The 16,534-nt window shown below is 74.1% G+C and carries 14 protein-coding genes and 1 riboswitch; of the genes, 8 read left to right on the top strand and 6 right to left on the bottom strand.

Annotation, left to right across the window (positions count from 1 at the left end; translation table 11 throughout):
• Window positions 1-50 precede the first annotated feature (50 nt).
• Together AC1C2W_RS08825 and AC1C2W_RS08830 are read right to left on the bottom strand one after the other, a co-directional pair.
• Window positions 51-3,656 carry an ATP-binding cassette domain-containing protein gene (locus AC1C2W_RS08825; RefSeq protein ID WP_495412905.1) on the bottom strand — a complete coding sequence of 1,202 codons (3,606 nt, stop codon included), beginning with the start codon at window positions 3,654-3,656 and terminating at the stop codon, window positions 51-53.
• Window positions 3,657-3,761: 105 nt separating this feature from the next.
• Window positions 3,762-4,751 carry a malate dehydrogenase gene (locus tag AC1C2W_RS08830; protein WP_495388506.1) on the bottom strand — a complete coding sequence of 330 codons (990 nt, stop codon included), beginning with the start codon at window positions 4,749-4,751 and terminating at the stop codon, window positions 3,762-3,764.
• Window positions 4,752-5,004: 253 nt separating this feature from the next.
• On the opposite strand from AC1C2W_RS08830, the gene AC1C2W_RS08835 reads away from it, so the two are divergent.
• The 3 genes from AC1C2W_RS08835 to AC1C2W_RS08845 all read left to right on the top strand — a co-directional run bounded on the left by AC1C2W_RS08835 (window position 5,005) and on the right by AC1C2W_RS08845 (window position 7,777).
• Entirely contained in the window at window positions 5,005-6,066 is a 1,062-nt protein-coding gene (locus tag AC1C2W_RS08835) for an MIP/aquaporin family protein (protein ID WP_495388507.1), read from the top strand.
• A gap of 63 nt (window positions 6,067-6,129) precedes the next feature.
• A complete protein-coding gene (locus tag AC1C2W_RS08840) occupies window positions 6,130-6,645 on the top strand; it encodes a CD225/dispanin family protein (protein WP_495389120.1) in 516 nt (171 codons plus the stop codon).
• A gap of 4 nt (window positions 6,646-6,649) precedes the next feature.
• A complete protein-coding gene (locus AC1C2W_RS08845) occupies window positions 6,650-7,777 on the top strand; it encodes a CD225/dispanin family protein (RefSeq protein ID WP_495412906.1) in 1,128 nt (375 codons plus the stop codon).
• A 6-nt stretch (window positions 7,778-7,783) separates the two neighbouring features.
• Here AC1C2W_RS08845 and AC1C2W_RS08850 read toward each other — a convergent pair whose 3' ends face one another.
• Window positions 7,784-8,140, bottom strand: a complete 357-nt coding sequence (locus AC1C2W_RS08850) for a DUF3017 domain-containing protein (RefSeq protein WP_495388509.1) — start codon at window positions 8,138-8,140, stop codon at window positions 7,784-7,786.
• Between the two features lie 39 nt (window positions 8,141-8,179).
• Between AC1C2W_RS08850 and AC1C2W_RS08855 the strand changes: the two genes are divergently transcribed.
• On the top strand, window positions 8,180-9,526 hold the full coding sequence (locus tag AC1C2W_RS08855; protein ID WP_495388510.1) for an NAD(P)/FAD-dependent oxidoreductase: 1,347 nt from the start codon (window positions 8,180-8,182) through the stop codon (window positions 9,524-9,526).
• A gap of 211 nt (window positions 9,527-9,737) precedes the next feature.
• Here the strand turns inward: AC1C2W_RS08855 and purH are convergent, their stop codons facing one another.
• The gene (gene purH, locus AC1C2W_RS08860; RefSeq protein ID WP_495388511.1) at window positions 9,738-11,372 is read right to left on the bottom strand and encodes a bifunctional phosphoribosylaminoimidazolecarboxamide formyltransferase/IMP cyclohydrolase; all 1,635 of its coding nucleotides are present in this window, start codon (window positions 11,370-11,372) and stop codon (window positions 9,738-9,740) included.
• Between the two features lie 32 nt (window positions 11,373-11,404).
• A riboswitch (ZMP/ZTP riboswitch) is annotated at window positions 11,405-11,497 on the bottom strand.
• A gap of 92 nt (window positions 11,498-11,589) precedes the next feature.
• Between purH and AC1C2W_RS08865 the strand changes: the two genes are divergently transcribed.
• Window positions 11,590-11,964, top strand: coding sequence for a nuclear transport factor 2 family protein (locus AC1C2W_RS08865; RefSeq protein ID WP_495388512.1), 375 nt, complete (start codon window positions 11,590-11,592; stop codon window positions 11,962-11,964).
• Window positions 11,965-11,974: 10 nt separating this feature from the next.
• On the opposite strand, the gene AC1C2W_RS08870 is transcribed toward AC1C2W_RS08865, so the two are convergent.
• Window positions 11,975-12,517, bottom strand: a complete 543-nt coding sequence (locus AC1C2W_RS08870) for a TetR family transcriptional regulator (RefSeq protein ID WP_495412907.1) — start codon at window positions 12,515-12,517, stop codon at window positions 11,975-11,977.
• A 71-nt stretch (window positions 12,518-12,588) separates the two neighbouring features.
• Here AC1C2W_RS08870 and AC1C2W_RS08875 point away from each other — a divergent pair, with 71 nt between their 5' ends.
• Both AC1C2W_RS08875 and AC1C2W_RS08880 read left to right on the top strand, forming a co-directional pair.
• Entirely contained in the window at window positions 12,589-13,605 is a 1,017-nt protein-coding gene (locus AC1C2W_RS08875; protein WP_495412908.1) for an SDR family NAD(P)-dependent oxidoreductase, read from the top strand.
• 22 nt (window positions 13,606-13,627) lie between these two features.
• Window positions 13,628-14,515, top strand: a complete 888-nt coding sequence (locus AC1C2W_RS08880) for a hypothetical protein (RefSeq protein WP_495412909.1) — start codon at window positions 13,628-13,630, stop codon at window positions 14,513-14,515.
• Window positions 14,516-14,554: 39 nt separating this feature from the next.
• On the opposite strand, the gene AC1C2W_RS08885 is transcribed toward AC1C2W_RS08880, so the two are convergent.
• Window positions 14,555-15,835, bottom strand: coding sequence for an MFS transporter (locus AC1C2W_RS08885; RefSeq protein ID WP_495412910.1), 1,281 nt, complete (start codon window positions 15,833-15,835; stop codon window positions 14,555-14,557).
• A gap of 111 nt (window positions 15,836-15,946) precedes the next feature.
• On the opposite strand from AC1C2W_RS08885, the gene AC1C2W_RS08890 reads away from it, so the two are divergent.
• A complete protein-coding gene (locus tag AC1C2W_RS08890) occupies window positions 15,947-16,525 on the top strand; it encodes an ArsR/SmtB family transcription factor (RefSeq protein WP_495412911.1) in 579 nt (192 codons plus the stop codon).
• Window positions 16,526-16,534: the final 9 nt, after the last annotated feature.

A 16,534-nucleotide genomic window follows, 5' to 3' on the forward strand; every position in this document is an offset into this window, starting at 1 on the left:
TGCAAGTTTGCAGCAACGGCTCCGGCCGTCCCCGTGGCGCCGGGAGCGCGTCAGCCGGCCAGGTGGCCCCAGCGCGGCGCGAGCTCGCGCCACGGCCCGACCTCGGCCACCTCGCCGTCGGCAAGGACGACCACGCGATCGGCGCGCGAGAGGGCGGCGCGCTTGGACGTCGCGCCCACGACGGTGGTGCCGCGCTCGCGCAGGGACGCCCACAGCTCCACCTCGGTGGCGGCGTCGAGGGCGCTGGAGACGTCGTCCGCCAGCAGGAGCTCGGCGTCGGTCGCGAGCGCGCGGGCCAGTGCCAGCCGCTGCACCTGCCCGCCGGACAGCCGCACGCCACGGTGCCCGACGAGCGCGTCGGGCCCGCCTGCCTCGTCGACGTCCTGACCGAGACGCGCGGCCGCGACCGGGCCGCCGACGTCGCGGTGGTGGTCCAGGCGCACGTTCTCGGTGAACGTGCCGGACAGCACGCGCGGCACCTGGGCGACGTGCGCCACCTGGCCCGGACGCAGGAAGGTCGGGGCGTCGGAGACGTCCGTGTCGTTCCACCGGATCCGCCCGGTGTGCTCCATGAGCCCGCTCAGCGCCGACAGCAGGCTCGACTTGCCGGAGCCCACCTGCCCGAGCAGCAGGACCAGCTCGCCGCGTCGCACCTCGAGGTCGACGCTCGAGACGCCGATCGTGCCGTCGTCGTGCACCGCCGTCACGCCCTCGAGCCGCAGCCTCTCCAGCACCTCGCGGGGGCCGGGCTCGGGCCGGGGTGCGTCCCCGGACACGAGGTCGACGCCCGCGGGCAGGTCCATGAGGTCCGTGCCCGCCGCGAAGCGGCTGGTGGCCCGCTGCCACGAGCGGGTGCCGGGGGCCTCCGTCACGACGGCGCCCGCGACGACGCCGAACCACCCGAAGCCGTTCACCGCGTTGGCCACGAGCAGCGCGGTGGCCAGGCCCCAGGTACCGGTGAGCAGGCCCGCCCACGCCGCGACGACGCCCAGCTGGACCATGATCATCGGCACGCCGTCCAGGGCGGCCTGGATGCGGTGCTCGAAGATCGCGGCGCGCACGCGACCCGCGTCCACGTGCCGCAGGTGGGAGTGCACCTCGGGCGTGCGCGCGGCGAGCTTCACCGTGCGCGCCGAGTCGAGGGCCGAGACGAGGGCGCGGCCGAAGCCTGCCCGCGCCGCCGAGGACTGCGTCGCCGAGCGTCCCGCGATCGGCCTCCCGATCGCGGAGGCGGCCGCCGAGACGACCATGACGGCGAGGAGCACGCCGCCGGCCAGCCAGGAGCCGCTGATCAGCGCCGTCACGCCCGCGATGACCAGCCCGTTGACGAAGTCCACCCACCGGTCCGAGTACCGCACGAACCGGTCGGAGTCCATGGCGCGCGCCACCACCTCGCCGGGCGGCGCGGCCGTCAGCCGGTGCTGTCGCGTCTGTCCGGTCATGACGGCCATACGAACGCGCAGCAGCACCTCGACCCACCAGCGGGGGTACACGTACAGGGCGCGGGCGAGGCACAGGGGTGCCGCGAGGAGCAGCACGGCGAGGGCCACGAGCAGCGCCGTCGGGAAGCCGTCGGTCGCGAGACCCTCGACCGCGTGCCCCCACAGGAATCCGGTGAGCGCGCCCTGCGCCGAGACCAGGCTCGTCACGAGGAACAGCGCCGCGCCGACCACGCCCCACGCCGGCCGCACGAACAGGGCGTGCAGCACACCGCGCGCGAGGCTCGGGCCGTCGCCGGGGTCGGTCAGCTCGGGTGGGGCGCCCCGGCGTCGGCGGCCGCCCACGTCCGCAGTCGCCGCGTGATCCGCCGATCGCGTGGTCTCGACAGGCTCGACCGACGAGGCTCCGTCGACCGACGAGGCTCCGTCGACCGACGAGGCTCCGTCGACCGACGAGGCTCCGTCGACCAACGCGGCTCCGTCGCTCGCGACCAGCAGGTCGCGGTACGGGCCGGGCTCGCGGGCGAGCACCGCCCGCGGGCCCTGCTGCACCACCCGACCGTGGTCGAGCGCGGCGACGAGGTCGGCACGCTCGATCGTGCCGAGGCGGTGCGCGACGAGCACGCCCGTACGGCCGGCGAGCAGCCGATCGGACGCGGCCACGACGCGCGCCTCGGTGAGCGGGTCCATGCGGGCGGTCGCCTCGTCGAGCACGACGACCTGCACGTCCCGGACCAGCAGCCGCGCGAAAGCGACGAGCTGCTCCTCCCCCGCCGACAGCGACGTCCCGCCCGGGCCGAGCAGCGTGTCGAGCCCGTCCGGCAGGCCGGCCACCCACGCGTCCAGACGCAGCTCGCGCACGGCGGACTCGACGTCGGTGCGGGGCACGTCGGCGAACAGCGCGATGTTCTCGGCCAGGGTGCCGGCGAGGATCTCGGTGCGCTGCGTCACGACGCCGACCGCCGAACGCAGCTTCTGCAGGTCGAGGTCGCGCACGTCGGCCTCGCCGAGGAACACGGTGCCCGGCGCCGGCTCCACGGCACGCGACAGCAGCGAGGCCAGCGTCGACTTTCCGGACCCGGTGCGCCCCACCAGCGCCACGGTCTGCCCCGCGGGCACCCGCAGGTTCACGCCCTGCAGCGCGAAGGTGCCCTCCGCGTAGGAGAAGTGCAGGTTGCGCAGCTCGATCCCGACGGGCCCCTCGGGGACGTCCCGTCCACCCGCGGGCTCGGGGACGACCGACAGCATCTGCTTGATCCGGGTGATTGCGCCCAGGCCCTCCTGGATGTCGGGCAGGTGGTGGATGAGGTGGTCCACCTGCCCCACGAACATGGCCGTGACGAGGAACAGGGTGACGAGCCGGTCGACGGCGAGATCGCCGTCCGCGGCGAGGGCGGCGCCCGCGATCGCGACCCCGGCCAGCAGCGCGGCCAGCACCAGCCCGGCGCGACGCAGCATCTTGGACTCGACGGTCACGACGGCCGCGAACTTGCGGTGCACGTCCGCGGAGCGCTGCGCCAGGCGGCGGATCGCGAACGGCTGCCCGAGGCTCGTGCGCAGGTCGTCGCGCGCGGCGACCGACTCCTCGAACGCGGCCGCGTGGTCCGTCCAGGCCGCCTCCTCGATCACCTTGCGGCGCGCGATCTCGCCCAGCATCGGGCGCACCAGGAAGCCGGCGAGCACGCCGAGCGCGGGGAACAGGAGCCAGGCGGGCCACCAGGTGAGGCCCGCCACCACCCACATGGGCACGACGCCGACCAGGGTGCGGCCCGCGCCCCAGAGCTGGCGGCGCACCAGGGTGCCGACGGCGTGCGTGTCGTCGTCGACCCGGTCGAGCACCTCGCCCACCGCCTGCTCGGTGAGCGTGGCCAGGGGCTGGTGGAGCGCGGCGGTGAGCAGGTCGCCCCGCAGCCGCCCCTCGGCCCGGTCGACGACGCCCGCCCACACCACCTGACCGGCCGCGTCGAACAGGGCCGCGCCGACCACGCACAGCGCGAGCAGCGTCAGCAGCCCCGTCGTCGGGTCCTGGGCGATGCGGCCTGCGATGACCGTGCCCAGCGCGACGCCGACGGCGCCGAGGGTGAGCGCGACCATCGCCACGGCCGACACTGGACCGCGCAGCCGCCGCCAGTCGAGGCGGCGGGACGGGTCGGTGCGCGGGCTCGCGGTCACGGTGTTCATGGCGGGGTCCGTACGGGCGGCGGGTGCGTCGATCATGGCCAGGGCAGCCTATGCGTCACCACCGACGGGATGCCGCTCTTTATCGGGCCGTCGGTCGAGCCTGTCGAGACCAGGTCTCGACAGGCTCGACCAGGGAGACGCTCAGACCAGTCCGAGCGACCGCACCGCCTCCCGCTCCTCGACGAGCTCGGCCACGCTGGCGTCGATCCGGGCGCGCGAGAATTCGTCGAGCTCGAGGCCGTTGACGACGTCCCACGCCCCGCCGGACGACGTGACGGGGAACGAGGACACGAGCCCCTCGGGGACGCCGTAGTCCCCCGTCGACCAGAGGCCCGCGCTGGTCCAGTCGCCCTCGGGCGTGCCGAGCACCCAGTCGCGGGTGTGGTCGATCGCCGCGTTCGCGGCCGACGCCGCGGACGACGCGCCGCGCGCCTCGATGATCGCCGCGCCGCGCTTGGCGACGGTCGGGATGAAGTCGTCCTCCAGCCAGAGCTTGTCCTCGTGCGCATACGAGGACCCGGCGGTGCCCGCGACGTCGGCATGGAACACGTCCGGGTACTGGCTCGCCGAGTGGTTGCCCCAGATCGTGAGCCGGCGGACCTCGGAGACCGGCACGTCCGCACGCTTGGCCAGCTGCGAGAGCGCGCGGTTGTGGTCGAGCCGGGTCATCGCCGTGAACCGGTCCTTCGGCACGTCGGGCGCGTTCGACGCCGCGATGAGCGCGTTCGTGTTGGCCGGGTTGCCGACCACGAGCACCCGCACGTCGTCGGCCGCGCCGGCGTTGATCGCCCGGCCCTGCGGCCCGAAGATGCCGCCGTTGGCCTCCAGCAGGTCGGCCCGCTCCATGCCCGGACCGCGGGGGCGCGCGCCGACGAGCAGCGCGACGTTCGCCCCGGCGAAGCCCGCCGTCGGGTCGTCGTGGATGTCGATCCCCGCGAGCAACGGGAAGGCGCAGTCGTCCAGCTCCATCGCGGTGCCCTCGGCGGCCTTCACCGCCTGCGGGATCTCCAGCAGCCGCAGGCGCACGGGGGTGTCGGGGCCGAGCATCGCGCCCGACGCGATCCGGAAGAGCAGCGCGTACCCGATCTGGCCCGCCGCCCCGGTGACGGTGACGTTCACTGGTGAGGTCATGCCCCTACTCTGGCCCAGCGGAGCGCCCGGGTCGACCGCCGGTCGTCGGCGCGTCGACGACCGTGGTGCAGCGCGACCAGCGGCGACGCGCGGTACGGTGCAAAGTGCGCCACCGTCGGGCCGCGCTCAGCAACCGTTCAGACCGCGGTGGAAGCATGCCGGCGCGGCCACGCCCGATCTGGCCGTGTCAGTCCGGCCCCCGCCACACGGGGGCACACCGAGACGCCCGTCTCCAGAACAGAGAAGGACACTCATGTCCCAAGACATCGCCGCTGCGAGCGGTACGGCTTCGGTCGACGTCGAGACGGCGGCCGGCACCCTCGAGCACGGCCTGTTCGCCCGCCTTGCCGCCGAGGCGTTCGGCACGTTCGTGCTGGTGCTCGGCATCGTGGGCACTGCGACCTTCAACGCAGCCAACAACGGACAGATCCTCCCGGTGGCACTCGCCGGCGGCATCCTCGTCATGGCGGCGATCGCCGCCGTCGGCGCGGTCTCCGGCGGCCACTTCAACCCGGCGGTCACCTTCGGGCTCGCGCTCGGGGGCCGCACGCCGTGGCGCGACGTCGCCCCGTACTGGGTCGCCCAGCTCATCGGCGGTTCCGCCTCGGCGGCCGTCATGTACTCCGTGATCCCGACGGCGTACCCGGCCATCCTGGGCCTGGAGACCAAGCAGCAGGTCTTCCAGGCCACGGCCAACGGCTACGGCTCCCACTCGCCGCTCGCATCCCTCACCGCCTCGGCGGCGCAGCAGGGCGGCACGCCCGTCGAGTTCTCGATGTGGTCGGCGCTGCTGGTCGAGGTCATCGTGACGGCGATCTTCGTCGGCGTCATCCTCGCCGTGACGAGCAAGCGGTCCAAGGTCACCTACGCCCCGGTCGTCATCGGCCTGACCCTGGGCGCCATGCTCATCGTCGCCTGGCCGATCACGAACGGGTCCCTCAACCCGGCCCGCTCGTTCGCGTCCGCGCTGTTCGGTGGCGGCTGGACCTGGGGCCAGCTGTGGCTCTTCGTCGTCGCGCCGCTCATCGGCGCGGCCCTCGCGGCCCTCTTCTACCGGGCGTTCGTCCCGGCCGTGCCCGTGGCTGAGGAGGTCGGCGTCGGCTCGTCGGCCGGCGACACCATCGGCGAGGAGCGTGCGGAGCACGACGTCGTCGACGACGGCGCCCTCGCGACCGCCCCGGCGGTCGAGGACGAGGACAAGGCCGGCACGGACAAGACCCGCACCGACAAGGCCCGCACCGACAAGGCCGGCACCGACAAGACCGGCACCGACAAGCCGGGCGAGACGCCGAAGGGCGACGCGCCCCGCGACTGACAACGGCCTCGCGGCACAGCACGAGGGCCGGCACCCGTTCGGGTGCCGGCCCTCGTTGTCTCTGTGTCGTTGTCTCTGTGTCGTTGTCTCTGTGTCGTCGCGTCACCGGAAATCACCCGCTCTCGAGGAGGAGTAGCGGGCCGCCCGAGGGCCGATTCTGGTACAAATGGCCCGCCGTCGATCCCGACTGCTGCACGCCCGCCGTGCACCCTCCCCCGATCGGAGTCGGCGTTGACACCACCTACGCGGCCGCCCGCGACATCGCACCCATACTCGACCGGCACCGGCTGGGTCGTCACCGCAGCGGTCGTGTTCTGGCCGCTGGCAGTTCCCGCCTTCCTCGACGCGCAGCGGGCCGCACGAGCGCTCGGCGCCGGTGACCTCGGCACCGCGGCGCACCACGCCGGCGCCGCCCGGCGGTACGGCATCGCGGCGCTCTGGGTCGGGATCGGGCTGAGCCTGGTACTCACGGCGGCCCTCGTCGCCGTGATGGTCGTCCTCGTGCTGGATGCCGCCCGGGGCACCTGGTTCGGGTGGTCCGCCGCCGCCGTCGCGCCGACGGGAGCCGAACGTGGCTGAGCCCGTGTCCGATCCCCTACCTGCTGCAGCGCCGTCCACCAGCGTCGGTACCGGGTGGGCGGTGGTCGCCATGATCTTCTTCTGGCCATTGGCGATCGGCGCCGTGCTGGCGTCGGTCCGGGGCTCCCGAGCCCTCGGCGCGGGCGACGTCGCGGCCGCCGCGGCGGAGGCCCGTCACGTACGCGCACAGGGCGTCGCCGCCCTCGTTCTGGGCATCGTGACGCGGGTCGTCGGAGTGGCGCTGGTGATCACCGGTATCGGGTTCGTCGAACGTGCGACGCCCGTGCTGAACGCGTTCGCCGACGACATGCTGTCACGGTCGACCCGCCCGCTGGTGCCGTCCGCCCCCGCGGCGCCAGGGCTGACGGAGGCAACCGCCGACCTGGGTGACGATGTCGTGCTCGCCGACGCCAAGCCCTGGCGGCTCCTCACTCCGGGCGACTGCTTCGAGCGGGCCGAGCTCCTCGACATCGTGCTCCTCGTCCCGTGCGACCGCGACACCGCGTTCAGCGTCTTCTACGCCGGCGCCAGCGGCCCCACGTGGCCCGGAACGGAGGTGGGAGGGCAGGCCGCGACCGAAGTCTGCGATGACGCCCTCAGCGACCTCGGGCGGCGTCCGCAGGACGTGCCGTACCGGACCTGGTTCACCGACGAGGAGGGCTGGCAGTTCTGGCCGCACCTGATGTGCGTCGCGCTGCCGGCCGCGGGCGAGCCCCCGGCCGCGCCGGAGCCGTCCTCGGCGGACACCCGCGCCCCGGCGGACGGCGGCCCCCGTCATCTGAGCATCGCCCTGGCCCCCTCGTGCTTCGCCGCCGAACCCCTCGCCGCGCGGGGCGACCTCGTGGTGTCGCTCGTCGACTTCTGCGACCAGGCGCACACGGGTCAGGTGTTCGCCAACGGGCCCATCGGGCTCGAGGACGCCGAGAGCGACGCCACGATCTGGGCAGCGGGCCGCGACTTCTGCGCCGACGCGTGGGCCGAGTTCGTCGGGGGCGAGTACAGCGGGCCGCCGCTGGAGATCTGGACCGTGGTGCCCGAGTTCAGCTCCTGGGAGGACGGTTCGCGCAGCGTGACCTGCGCCGTCACCTCGGCGAGGTTGCTCGTCAGGAGCCTCGCGGGCGTCGCGGGCTGACGGACCTCAGCTCAGGCCCGGCGCCGTCAGGCTGAGCACACCGATCACGAGGGCGGTCGACCAGCATGTGAAGACGTCGAACCCGCGGCTGCGCACCACGAGCCCTACGGGCCCGGTGGCCGAGGTGGCGCGCCAGGTACCGGCGACGGCGAGCACGACCGCGATCATGCCCGTCCCGACGCGAGCTCCGACCAGCACCCCGAGCAGCACGGCCAGCACGATCCCGGCCAGCATGGTGACGATGGCCCGCTCGGGCCCGGGCACGGTGCGCGGCGGCTGGTCCGCCGGCGCAGCCTCGACGGAGTGCCACGTGGGCGCGGGCTTGCGCCCACCGGCGGGGTCGGGCAGCGCACGGGGTTCCACGGCAGCCGAGCCTACCCTCGCCGGGTTAGCGTGATGACCGTGCCCGACCCGACGCCCGACGCGATGCCCGACCCGCCCGACCCGACGCCCGACGCCAGCCGCGACCTCGCCGGGCCCGCAGCACCCCCGCCGATCCCGCGGTCCGTCGTCGTCGTCGGTGCCGGCCTCGCCGGAGCGCAGACCGTCGCCGCCCTGCGCGCCCACGGCTTCGAGGGGCGGATCACGCTGCTCGGCGGGGAGGGCGTGCCGCCGTACGACCGGCCGCCGCTCTCGAAGGAGCTCCTCACGCGCCCGGCCCCGGTGTGGCTGCGCGACGACCTCGGGGTCGACGTCGAGACCCTTGCCGACGACGTGCGCCTCGCGGAGCCCGCGCAGCAGCTGGACGTGCGCGCCGACGGCGTGGCCGTCACCACGGCGGGCGGCCGGGTCGACGCGGACGCGGCGGTCGTCGCCGTGGGCTCGGTCCCTGTGGTGCCGCCCGGGTTCGCCGCGTCGGCCCTGCTGCACACGGCCGCCGACGCCGAACGGCTGCGGTCGGCGCTGCGCACGACCCGGGGCGACAGGCTGCGCCTGGTGATCGTCGGCGCGGGCTGGATCGGTGCGGAGGTCGCCGGGGTCGCGGCGGGGGCCGGGGCCGACGTGACCGTGCTTGAGGCGGCCGGCGCCCCCCTGTCGCGCCAGCTCGGCGCCGACGTCGGCGCGCACCTGGCCGGCTGGTACGACGCGGCGGGCGTGCGCCTGCGCACCGGGGCGGCCGTGGCCTCGGTGGAGGACGACGGCGTCCGGCTGGCCGACGGCGAGCACCTCCCCGCCGACCTCGTGCTGACCGCCGTCGGCGCCCGCCCGGCGACCGACTGGCTGGCGGGCGCGCTGCCGACGGACGGCCGCGGCGCGCTGGTGGTGGACGCCGACGGACGGGTCCCCGGCCAGCCGGGCGTCTGGGCGGTAGGCGACGTCGCGTCCCGGGCACACCCCGTGTTCGGCACGGTGCCGGGCGGGCACTGGTCGGCCGCCCTGCACGACCCGGACGCCACCGTGCGTGCCATGCTCCAGGTGGGGCCCGGCGTCGGGGGCGGCGCCACGCACGCGCCGTACGTCTTCTCGCAGCAGCTCGGCCACGACCTCGCCCTGCTGGGACTGCCCGCCCCCGACTCCCCCGTGCTGTTGCGCGGGACGCCGGGCGAGGGCCCGTGGGCGGCCCTGTACCTCGATCCCGTCGCCACGACGCACAACGGCGCCGCGACGGTCCGCGCCGTCCTCCTGGTCGACTCCCCGCGCGACGTCGGCGGCGTGCGGCGGCTCATGAACCGCGGCGAGCCGCTGCGCCTCGACCTCGCCAGGGCCACCGACCCGACGGTCCGGCTGAAGACCGCCGTCGCCGGTTGAGCCTGTCGAAACCGCCGATCGCCGGTTGAGCCTGTCGAAACCGCCGATCGCCGGTTGAGCCTGTCGAAACCGATCGCCGGTTGAGCCTGTCGAAACCGATCGCCGGTTGAGCCTGTCGAAACCGATCGCCGGTTGAGCCTGTCGAAACCCGGGTTTCGACAAGCTCAACCACCGGGCGTGGTTTCGACCGGCTCAACCAGCGGCGCGGTGGTCAGTGGGCGAAGTGGCGGGTGCCGGTGAGGTACATCGTGACGCCGGCGGCCTGGGCCGCCTCGATCACCTCGGCGTCGCGGATGGACCCGCCGGGCTGCACGACGGCGCGGACCCCGGCGTCGAGCAGCACCTGCAGCCCGTCGGCGAAGGGGAAGAAGGCGTCGGAGGCCGCGACGGCACCACGCGCCCGCTCGACCGGGCCGGACTCTCCGTCGGCGAGCGTGTTGGCCCGCTCCACGGAGAGCCGGCACGAGTCGACGCGGTTCACCTGGCCCATGCCGATGCCCACGGCCGCGCCGCCTGCGGCGAGCAGGATGGCGTTCGACTTGGCCGCCCGGACGGACTTCCACGCGAACGCCAGGTCGGCGAGCGTGGCCTCGTCCGCCGCGTCGCCCGCGGCGAGCGTCCACGCCGCGGGGTCGTCGCCCTCGGCCTGGAAGCTGTCGACCTCCTGCACGAGCATGCCGCCGGAGATTGGCCGGTTCTCGGCGACGGCGCGCGGCGGGGTGTCGACCACGAGCAGGCGCACGTTCTTCTTGGCCTGCAGGAGCTCCAGCGCCTCCGGCTCGAAGCCGGGGGCCACGACCACCTCGGTGAACACAGGGGCGATCTGCTCGGCCGCGGCTCGGGTGATCACGCGGTTCGCGGCGACGACGCCGCCGTAGGCCGACACCGGGTCGGTGGCGTGCGCGCGGGCGTGGGCCTGCGCGATGTCCGCACCGACGGCGATGCCGCACGGGTTGGCGTGCTTGACGACGGCGACGGCCGGCTCCGCGTGGTCGTGCGCGGCCCGCCAGGCGGCGTCGGCGTCGACGTAGTTGTTGTAGCTCATCGCCTTGCCGTGCAGCTGGGCGGCCTGGGCGAGCCCGGTGCCGCCGTCGGTCCGCGTGTACAGGGCGGCCCGCTGGTGCGGGTTCTCGCCGTAGCGCAGCACGGCGGTGCGCTCGAACGCGGCGCCGGCGACGTCGGGCATGTGGGACTCGAGTGCGACCTCGTCAGGCGCGTACGCGCTCGCGAACCAGGACGCGACGCCGACGTCGTACTGGGCGGTGTGCGCGAACGCCGCCGCCGCCAGGCGCTTGCGCTGGGCGAAGGTGAATCCCCCGCCGGTCACCGCGGCGACGACGTCGTCGTACCGCGCCGGGTCGACGACGATCGCGACGCTCGGGTGGTTCTTCGCCGCGGCGCGGACCATGGAAGGCCCGCCGATGTCGATCTGCTCGACGACCTCGTCCGGCCCGGCGCCGGACGACACCGTGGCGGCGAACGGGTACAGGTTCACGACGACCAGCTCGAACGTGTCGATGCCGAGGTCGGCAAGCTGGGCGAGGTGGTCGGCCTTGCGGGTGTCGGCCAGGATGCCGGCGTGCACGCGCGGGTGCAGCGTCTTCACGCGGCCCTCGAGGCACTCAGGGAAGCCGGTGAGCTCCTCCACGCGGGTGACGGGGACGCCGGCGTCGGCGATGCGGGCGGCCGTGGACCCGGTGGACACGAGCTCGACGCCCGCCGCGTGCAGGGCGGTGGCGAGCTCTGTCAGGCCGGTCTTGTCATAGACGCTCAGCAGGGCACGGCGGACGGGGCGCTGCGCGTCGTCGGCGAGCTGGACGTCGGGGGCGGTGGGTGCGCCTGACATGAGGTCTCCTCGAAGAGTCGGTCTCTCGAAGACCCTGGCACCCAGGCGGGCGGCGCACATCGCGGGTCGATCTGGGGTGGCTGCTCCCCGGTGGTGCCCCACCCTCGCCAGTCACAGCCGAGAGCACTCTATCGTCCGCCCGGTCGTGGGACACGTTGCCTGCGACCGTGACGGCCTGCGACGACGGCTGTCGGCACCGGGCCATAGGGTGTCGGACATGCATCCCCGACACGACACCTTGACCCGACTCTGGCGTGCCGCCGAGGACCGCGACTGGAGCGCGTACACGGACTTCTTCGCCACGGACTTCGTCTGCGACATGCCGCAGACCCGCGAGCGCGTGCACGGCCGCGAGAACTGGGTGCGGTTCAACAGCGAGTATCCGGGCGACTGGCACGTGACGGTCCAGCGGGTCGTGGCCGACGACGACGGCGCCGTCTCCTGGGTCGAGGTCCGGATCGGCGAGCACGTCGAGACGGGGGTGTCCTTCTTCGGGTTCGACGACGACGGCCGGGTCTCCTCGATCATCGACTTCTGGCCGGAGTCCTACGAACCGCCGGCCGGTCGCGAGCACCTCGTCGAGAGGTACTGAGTCGTCCTGGTCAGGCCTCGAAGCCGAGGAGCCGCCACGCGCGTGCGGCGACGGCCGGACGCTCGGCGGCGGGGCGGCGGGTGATGACCCCCGCGACGAGCTCGACCCCGAGCATGAGGTCTGCAGCGGTCGTGGTCGCCGGAACCTGGCCCGCCACGCGCGCCGCGCCGAGGTGCGCTGCGAGGACCGCCTCGACGCGCCCGCGCAGCTCCAGCATGCGCCCGGGGCGCTCCTCGACGAGCAGGTCCACGACCCCCACGGACTCGACCGCGTGCCGGGTGACGAGGCCGAGCAGCGCGGGCAGCTCGGTCCCCGGTTCGGCCGCCGCGTCCTCGAGCTCCGCGACGTTCGCCTCCACGACCGCGGCCACGAGCGTGACCCGGTCCGGGAAGTGCCGGTAGAGGCTGCCCTGGCCCACGCCGGCGCGCCGGGCGATCGCGCTGAGTGGCGCCGTGGTCCCGGCCTCGGCGAAGACCTCGTGGGCCGCCGCGAGCAGGGCCGCGCGGTTGCGCGGGCCGGCCGACGGTCCGGGGTTGCGGCGGTAGGGGGACATCGGAATATGCTAACAACCGGACAGTGTTGTCCGGTTTAGCCCGCGAGGGACCACCCAGCAAGGAGAGCACTATGGCCCTGTCCGCATCCTCGACCGTCGGCGAATGGCTCGACCACCCCGTCGGCGGCCGCATCCTCGCCACCCTCCTCGAGCAGGCCGGGGCGTCCGCCGAGTCGCTGGCGCCGGCCCGGGCACTCCCGCTCGAGCAGCTCGTAACGCTGTCGAACGGCAAGGTACCCGCCGAGCTGGTGGACGGCCTCGTCGCCGCGTATCGCGCCGAGGTCCCCGAGGGCTCCGACGACGACACCCCCTCCGCAGCCGGCCCCGCGCCGTGGACCGAGCAGATCACGCCGGGCCGCTTCGCCGGCCAGACCGTCATCGTCACGGGCGCGGCGTCGGGCATCGGCCGCGCCGTCGCCTCCCGCGTCGCCCGTGAGGGCGGGCGCGTCGTCGCAGTCGACCTGGCGAAGGAGAAGCTCGACGAGCTCGCCGCCTCCCTGCCGGACGCCGAGGTCGTCGCCGTCGCGGGCGACATCACGTCGGCGGAGTCGGTCGCCGAGATCCTGCGCGCCGCGGGCGACCGCGTCGACGCCCTGGCGAACGTCGCCGGGATCATGGACGACATGAGCGCGGTGCACGAGATGACCGACGCCACGTGGGAGCGCGTGATGCGCGTCAACGTCGACGGGACCATGCGCCTCATGCGCGCCGTCGTCCCCGGGATGCTCGAGGCGAAGGACGGGCGCATCGTCAACATCGCCTCGGAAGCAGGCCTGCGCGGCTCGGCGGCCGGCGCCGCCTACACGGCGTCCAAGCACGCGGTCATCGGGCTGACCAAGTCGTCCGCGGTGATGTACTCGGGCACGGGGGTCACCGTGAACGCGGTCGCGCCGGGCGGCGTCGCCACCGGCATCCAGCCCGGCCAGGCCGAGTTCGGCGCACCGCGCCTGGGCCGGTACATGGGCAACCTCCCCGGCGTCGCCCTGGCCGAGCACCTGGCCGCCTCGATCACGTTCCTGCTCTCGCGGGACGCGGTGAACCTCAACGGCGCGATCCTCGCCTCGGACGGCGGCTGGTCCGCGGTCTGAGCCGACGGCTAGCATGGCCACGATGACCAGGGAGAACGCAGGATTCCGCCCGGCCACCGTGGCCATCGCCGTCGTCGCCGGGGTCGCGGTCGTGGTCGTTGCCGCCGTTGTCGGGTACCGCTGGTACACCTCCCCCGAACAGACCCTGCAGCGCCACCTGGGCGAGGTCGAGGCCCTGCCGGGCGTCGCCCAGGCGTCTGCCCGCGGGGACGTCCCGTGGTTCCCGCACCTGCACGTCACCCTCGACGACGACGTCACGGCCGAGCAGGTCGCCCACGTGGGCACGTTCGCCAGGGACGCCGTGTACACCTCGATGTCCGCCACGCTCGGCACCGGCACGCTGGAGCCCCTCGTCGACTGGCCGGACGACGCATCGTTCGACGCCCTCCTGTACGCGGCCGGCCTGGACCTGCCGGCCGCCACACCCAGCACACGTGTGGTCAGCGAAAGAACCGTCGAGCTCCGCTACCCCGAGGGCGCCGACGCCGTCGAGACAGCGCAGGAGGCCGCGGAGTTCCTGGCCCAGCTGCCGGACACCGTGCCACCGGCGGTCACCGAGTTCGAGGTGCGTCCGGACCGGCTCTCCCGCCACCAGATCAGCCTGCCGTACGACCTGACCCGCCAGGAGCCGCAGCTCGTCCGCGCCGTCCTGACCGCCGTCGAGCCGCTGCGGGAGGACCTCGTGTCCCTGGAGATCCGCCCGGACGACGCCCTCCTCGAGCTCGGCCCGGACCACGAACCGTCCGACGACGAGCTGGCCGCCTATCGCACGGAGGTGCGGGAAGTCGTGGGACGACTTCCCGACCGCGTCGACCTGCCCGAGGAGTATCAGGTCCGCGCCTACGTCACCAACGTCGGCCCGGCAGGGAAGGACACCTTCGTGGCCTACTCGGGCCCGCCGGCCTCCTGACGAAGCACCTGCCCGAGCCCTGCCGAGCCATGCTCCGGGTCACGCCGCCGGCATCGAGAGCGCGTCGGCGGCCCAGGCGTCGGGGGTGCCGACCCGCCACAGCGGCCGCACGCAGCACAGCCCGGCGACGGTGACGGCGAGGAGGCCGACCAACACCCACAGCACGACGCCGATGCCGCCGGCACCGAGCAGCGTGCCGCCGACCAGGGGGGCGACCGGCATCGCCGCCACGCCGCTCAGCCCGAGCACGGAGGCGAGCCGGCCCTGCATCTCACCCGGCGTGATGGCCGCGTTGTACCCCGCCATCGCTGAGTTCACCGCCGGGACCAGCAGGACGCCCACGGCCGTGAGGACCACGTACCCCAGGTAGGTCTGCACAAGCGCCATGGCGGCGAAGGCGACGACGAGCAGCCCGAGCGCGAGCACGGTCACGACGCCGAGCCGCAGCCGTGCGACGAGCGGGGGCGCGACAACCGCACCGAGCAGCATCGAGCCGGCGGCCGCCATGTCGAGGACGCCGATGAGCACCGGCGGGGTGCCGTTGCCGGCGAGCTCGAGGTTGATGCCGATCATCATCCCGCTCAGCGCGACGTTCACCACGACGAACAGCCCGAGGGACGCCCGGAAGAGCGGCACCGACCAGACGAACCGCAGCCCCTGCCGCAGGGCCACCAGCGGCCGGACGGCGCGTTGATCGGCGACGTCGCCGTTCAGCGGCTCCCGCACGAAGAAAGCGCAGACGGCGGTCGCCAGCTCCCCCACGACCGCGCCGACCATCGGCACGACGTGCGCGAGGCTATACAGGACGCCGCCCAACGGACCGGCGACCATCCCCGCGACGGCATCCCTCCCCTGTGCGGCGGCATACGCGGTCGGCAGCTGCGCCTGCGGGACGACGGCGCGGAAGGCCCCGCTGATCGCGGGGTCGAGGAACGCGGTCACCACCGCTGCGCCGAAGAGGACGGCGGCGAGGTGCCAGGCGGTCAGGCCGCCGAGGGCGCCCGCGACGACCACCGTGCCCCACAGCACCGCCGCCGTGCCCGCCGCGCCGAGGACGAGCCGGCGCCGGTCGGTGCGGTCCGCCACGACGCCCGCCGGGAGCGCCGCCAGCAGGGCGCCGGACTGCCCGACGGCGGCCACGAGGCCCGCCGCGGCCGGCGAGCCGGTCAGCTCCAGCGCGAGGAGCGGGACGGCGAACCGCGCGACCCCTCCCCCGAGCGACTGGGTCGTCAGGCCGGACATGAGCAGCATGTACGGCCGGTTACGGCGCAGGGGGATGTCGACAGCGGGCGGCGCCTCGGCGATGCGTTCGGTGGTCATGAGGGGAACGCTAGACCCGCAACGCTTGTTGCGCAATATCTATTGCGCGATAGATGTTGCGCGATAGATATTGAGCAATGGATGGTGGGCGACCTTGCTACCCTCGGTCGGGTGCGAGAGACGTTGGAGGTCCAGGACCCGCAAGGCCTGCGAGCGATTGCTCATCCGGTGCGGCAGCGCATCCTCATGCAGCTCGCGGTGCTCGGCCACGCCCGTGCCGCCGACCTCGCCGAGGCCATCGGCCAGCCGGCGAACTCCGTGAGCTTCCACCTGAGGGTGCTCGCCAAGGCCGGGATGATCGTCGAGGCCCCCGAGCACGCGCGCGACAAGCGGGACCGCGTCTGGACGAACGTCGCCAAGAGCTACAACGTGAAGCCCGCGGCGGGCGACGCGACCGACCTCATCCTGCGCCCGACGCTTGCGTGGGTCACCGAACTCTTCGAGCGCGAGAACCAGGACAGCGCCGAGGACTCGGGCCGCACGTTCATGCTGAGCACGTGGCTGCTCACCCAGGAGGAGGCCGGCGAGATGGTGACCGAGCTCGCGGAGCTGCTCACCCGCTGGACCGACCGCAGTTTCGCGACGGCTCGCGACCAGCCCGGCGTCCCGCGCGAGCCCTACCAGGTGCTCAGCGTTGTGGGCCCCCGCGACGCCCCGGACGGCGACGACGACGCGGCCCCCACCGACTGACGCACCGGG

It is taken from the genome of Isoptericola sp. Y581, assembly GCF_059445475.1.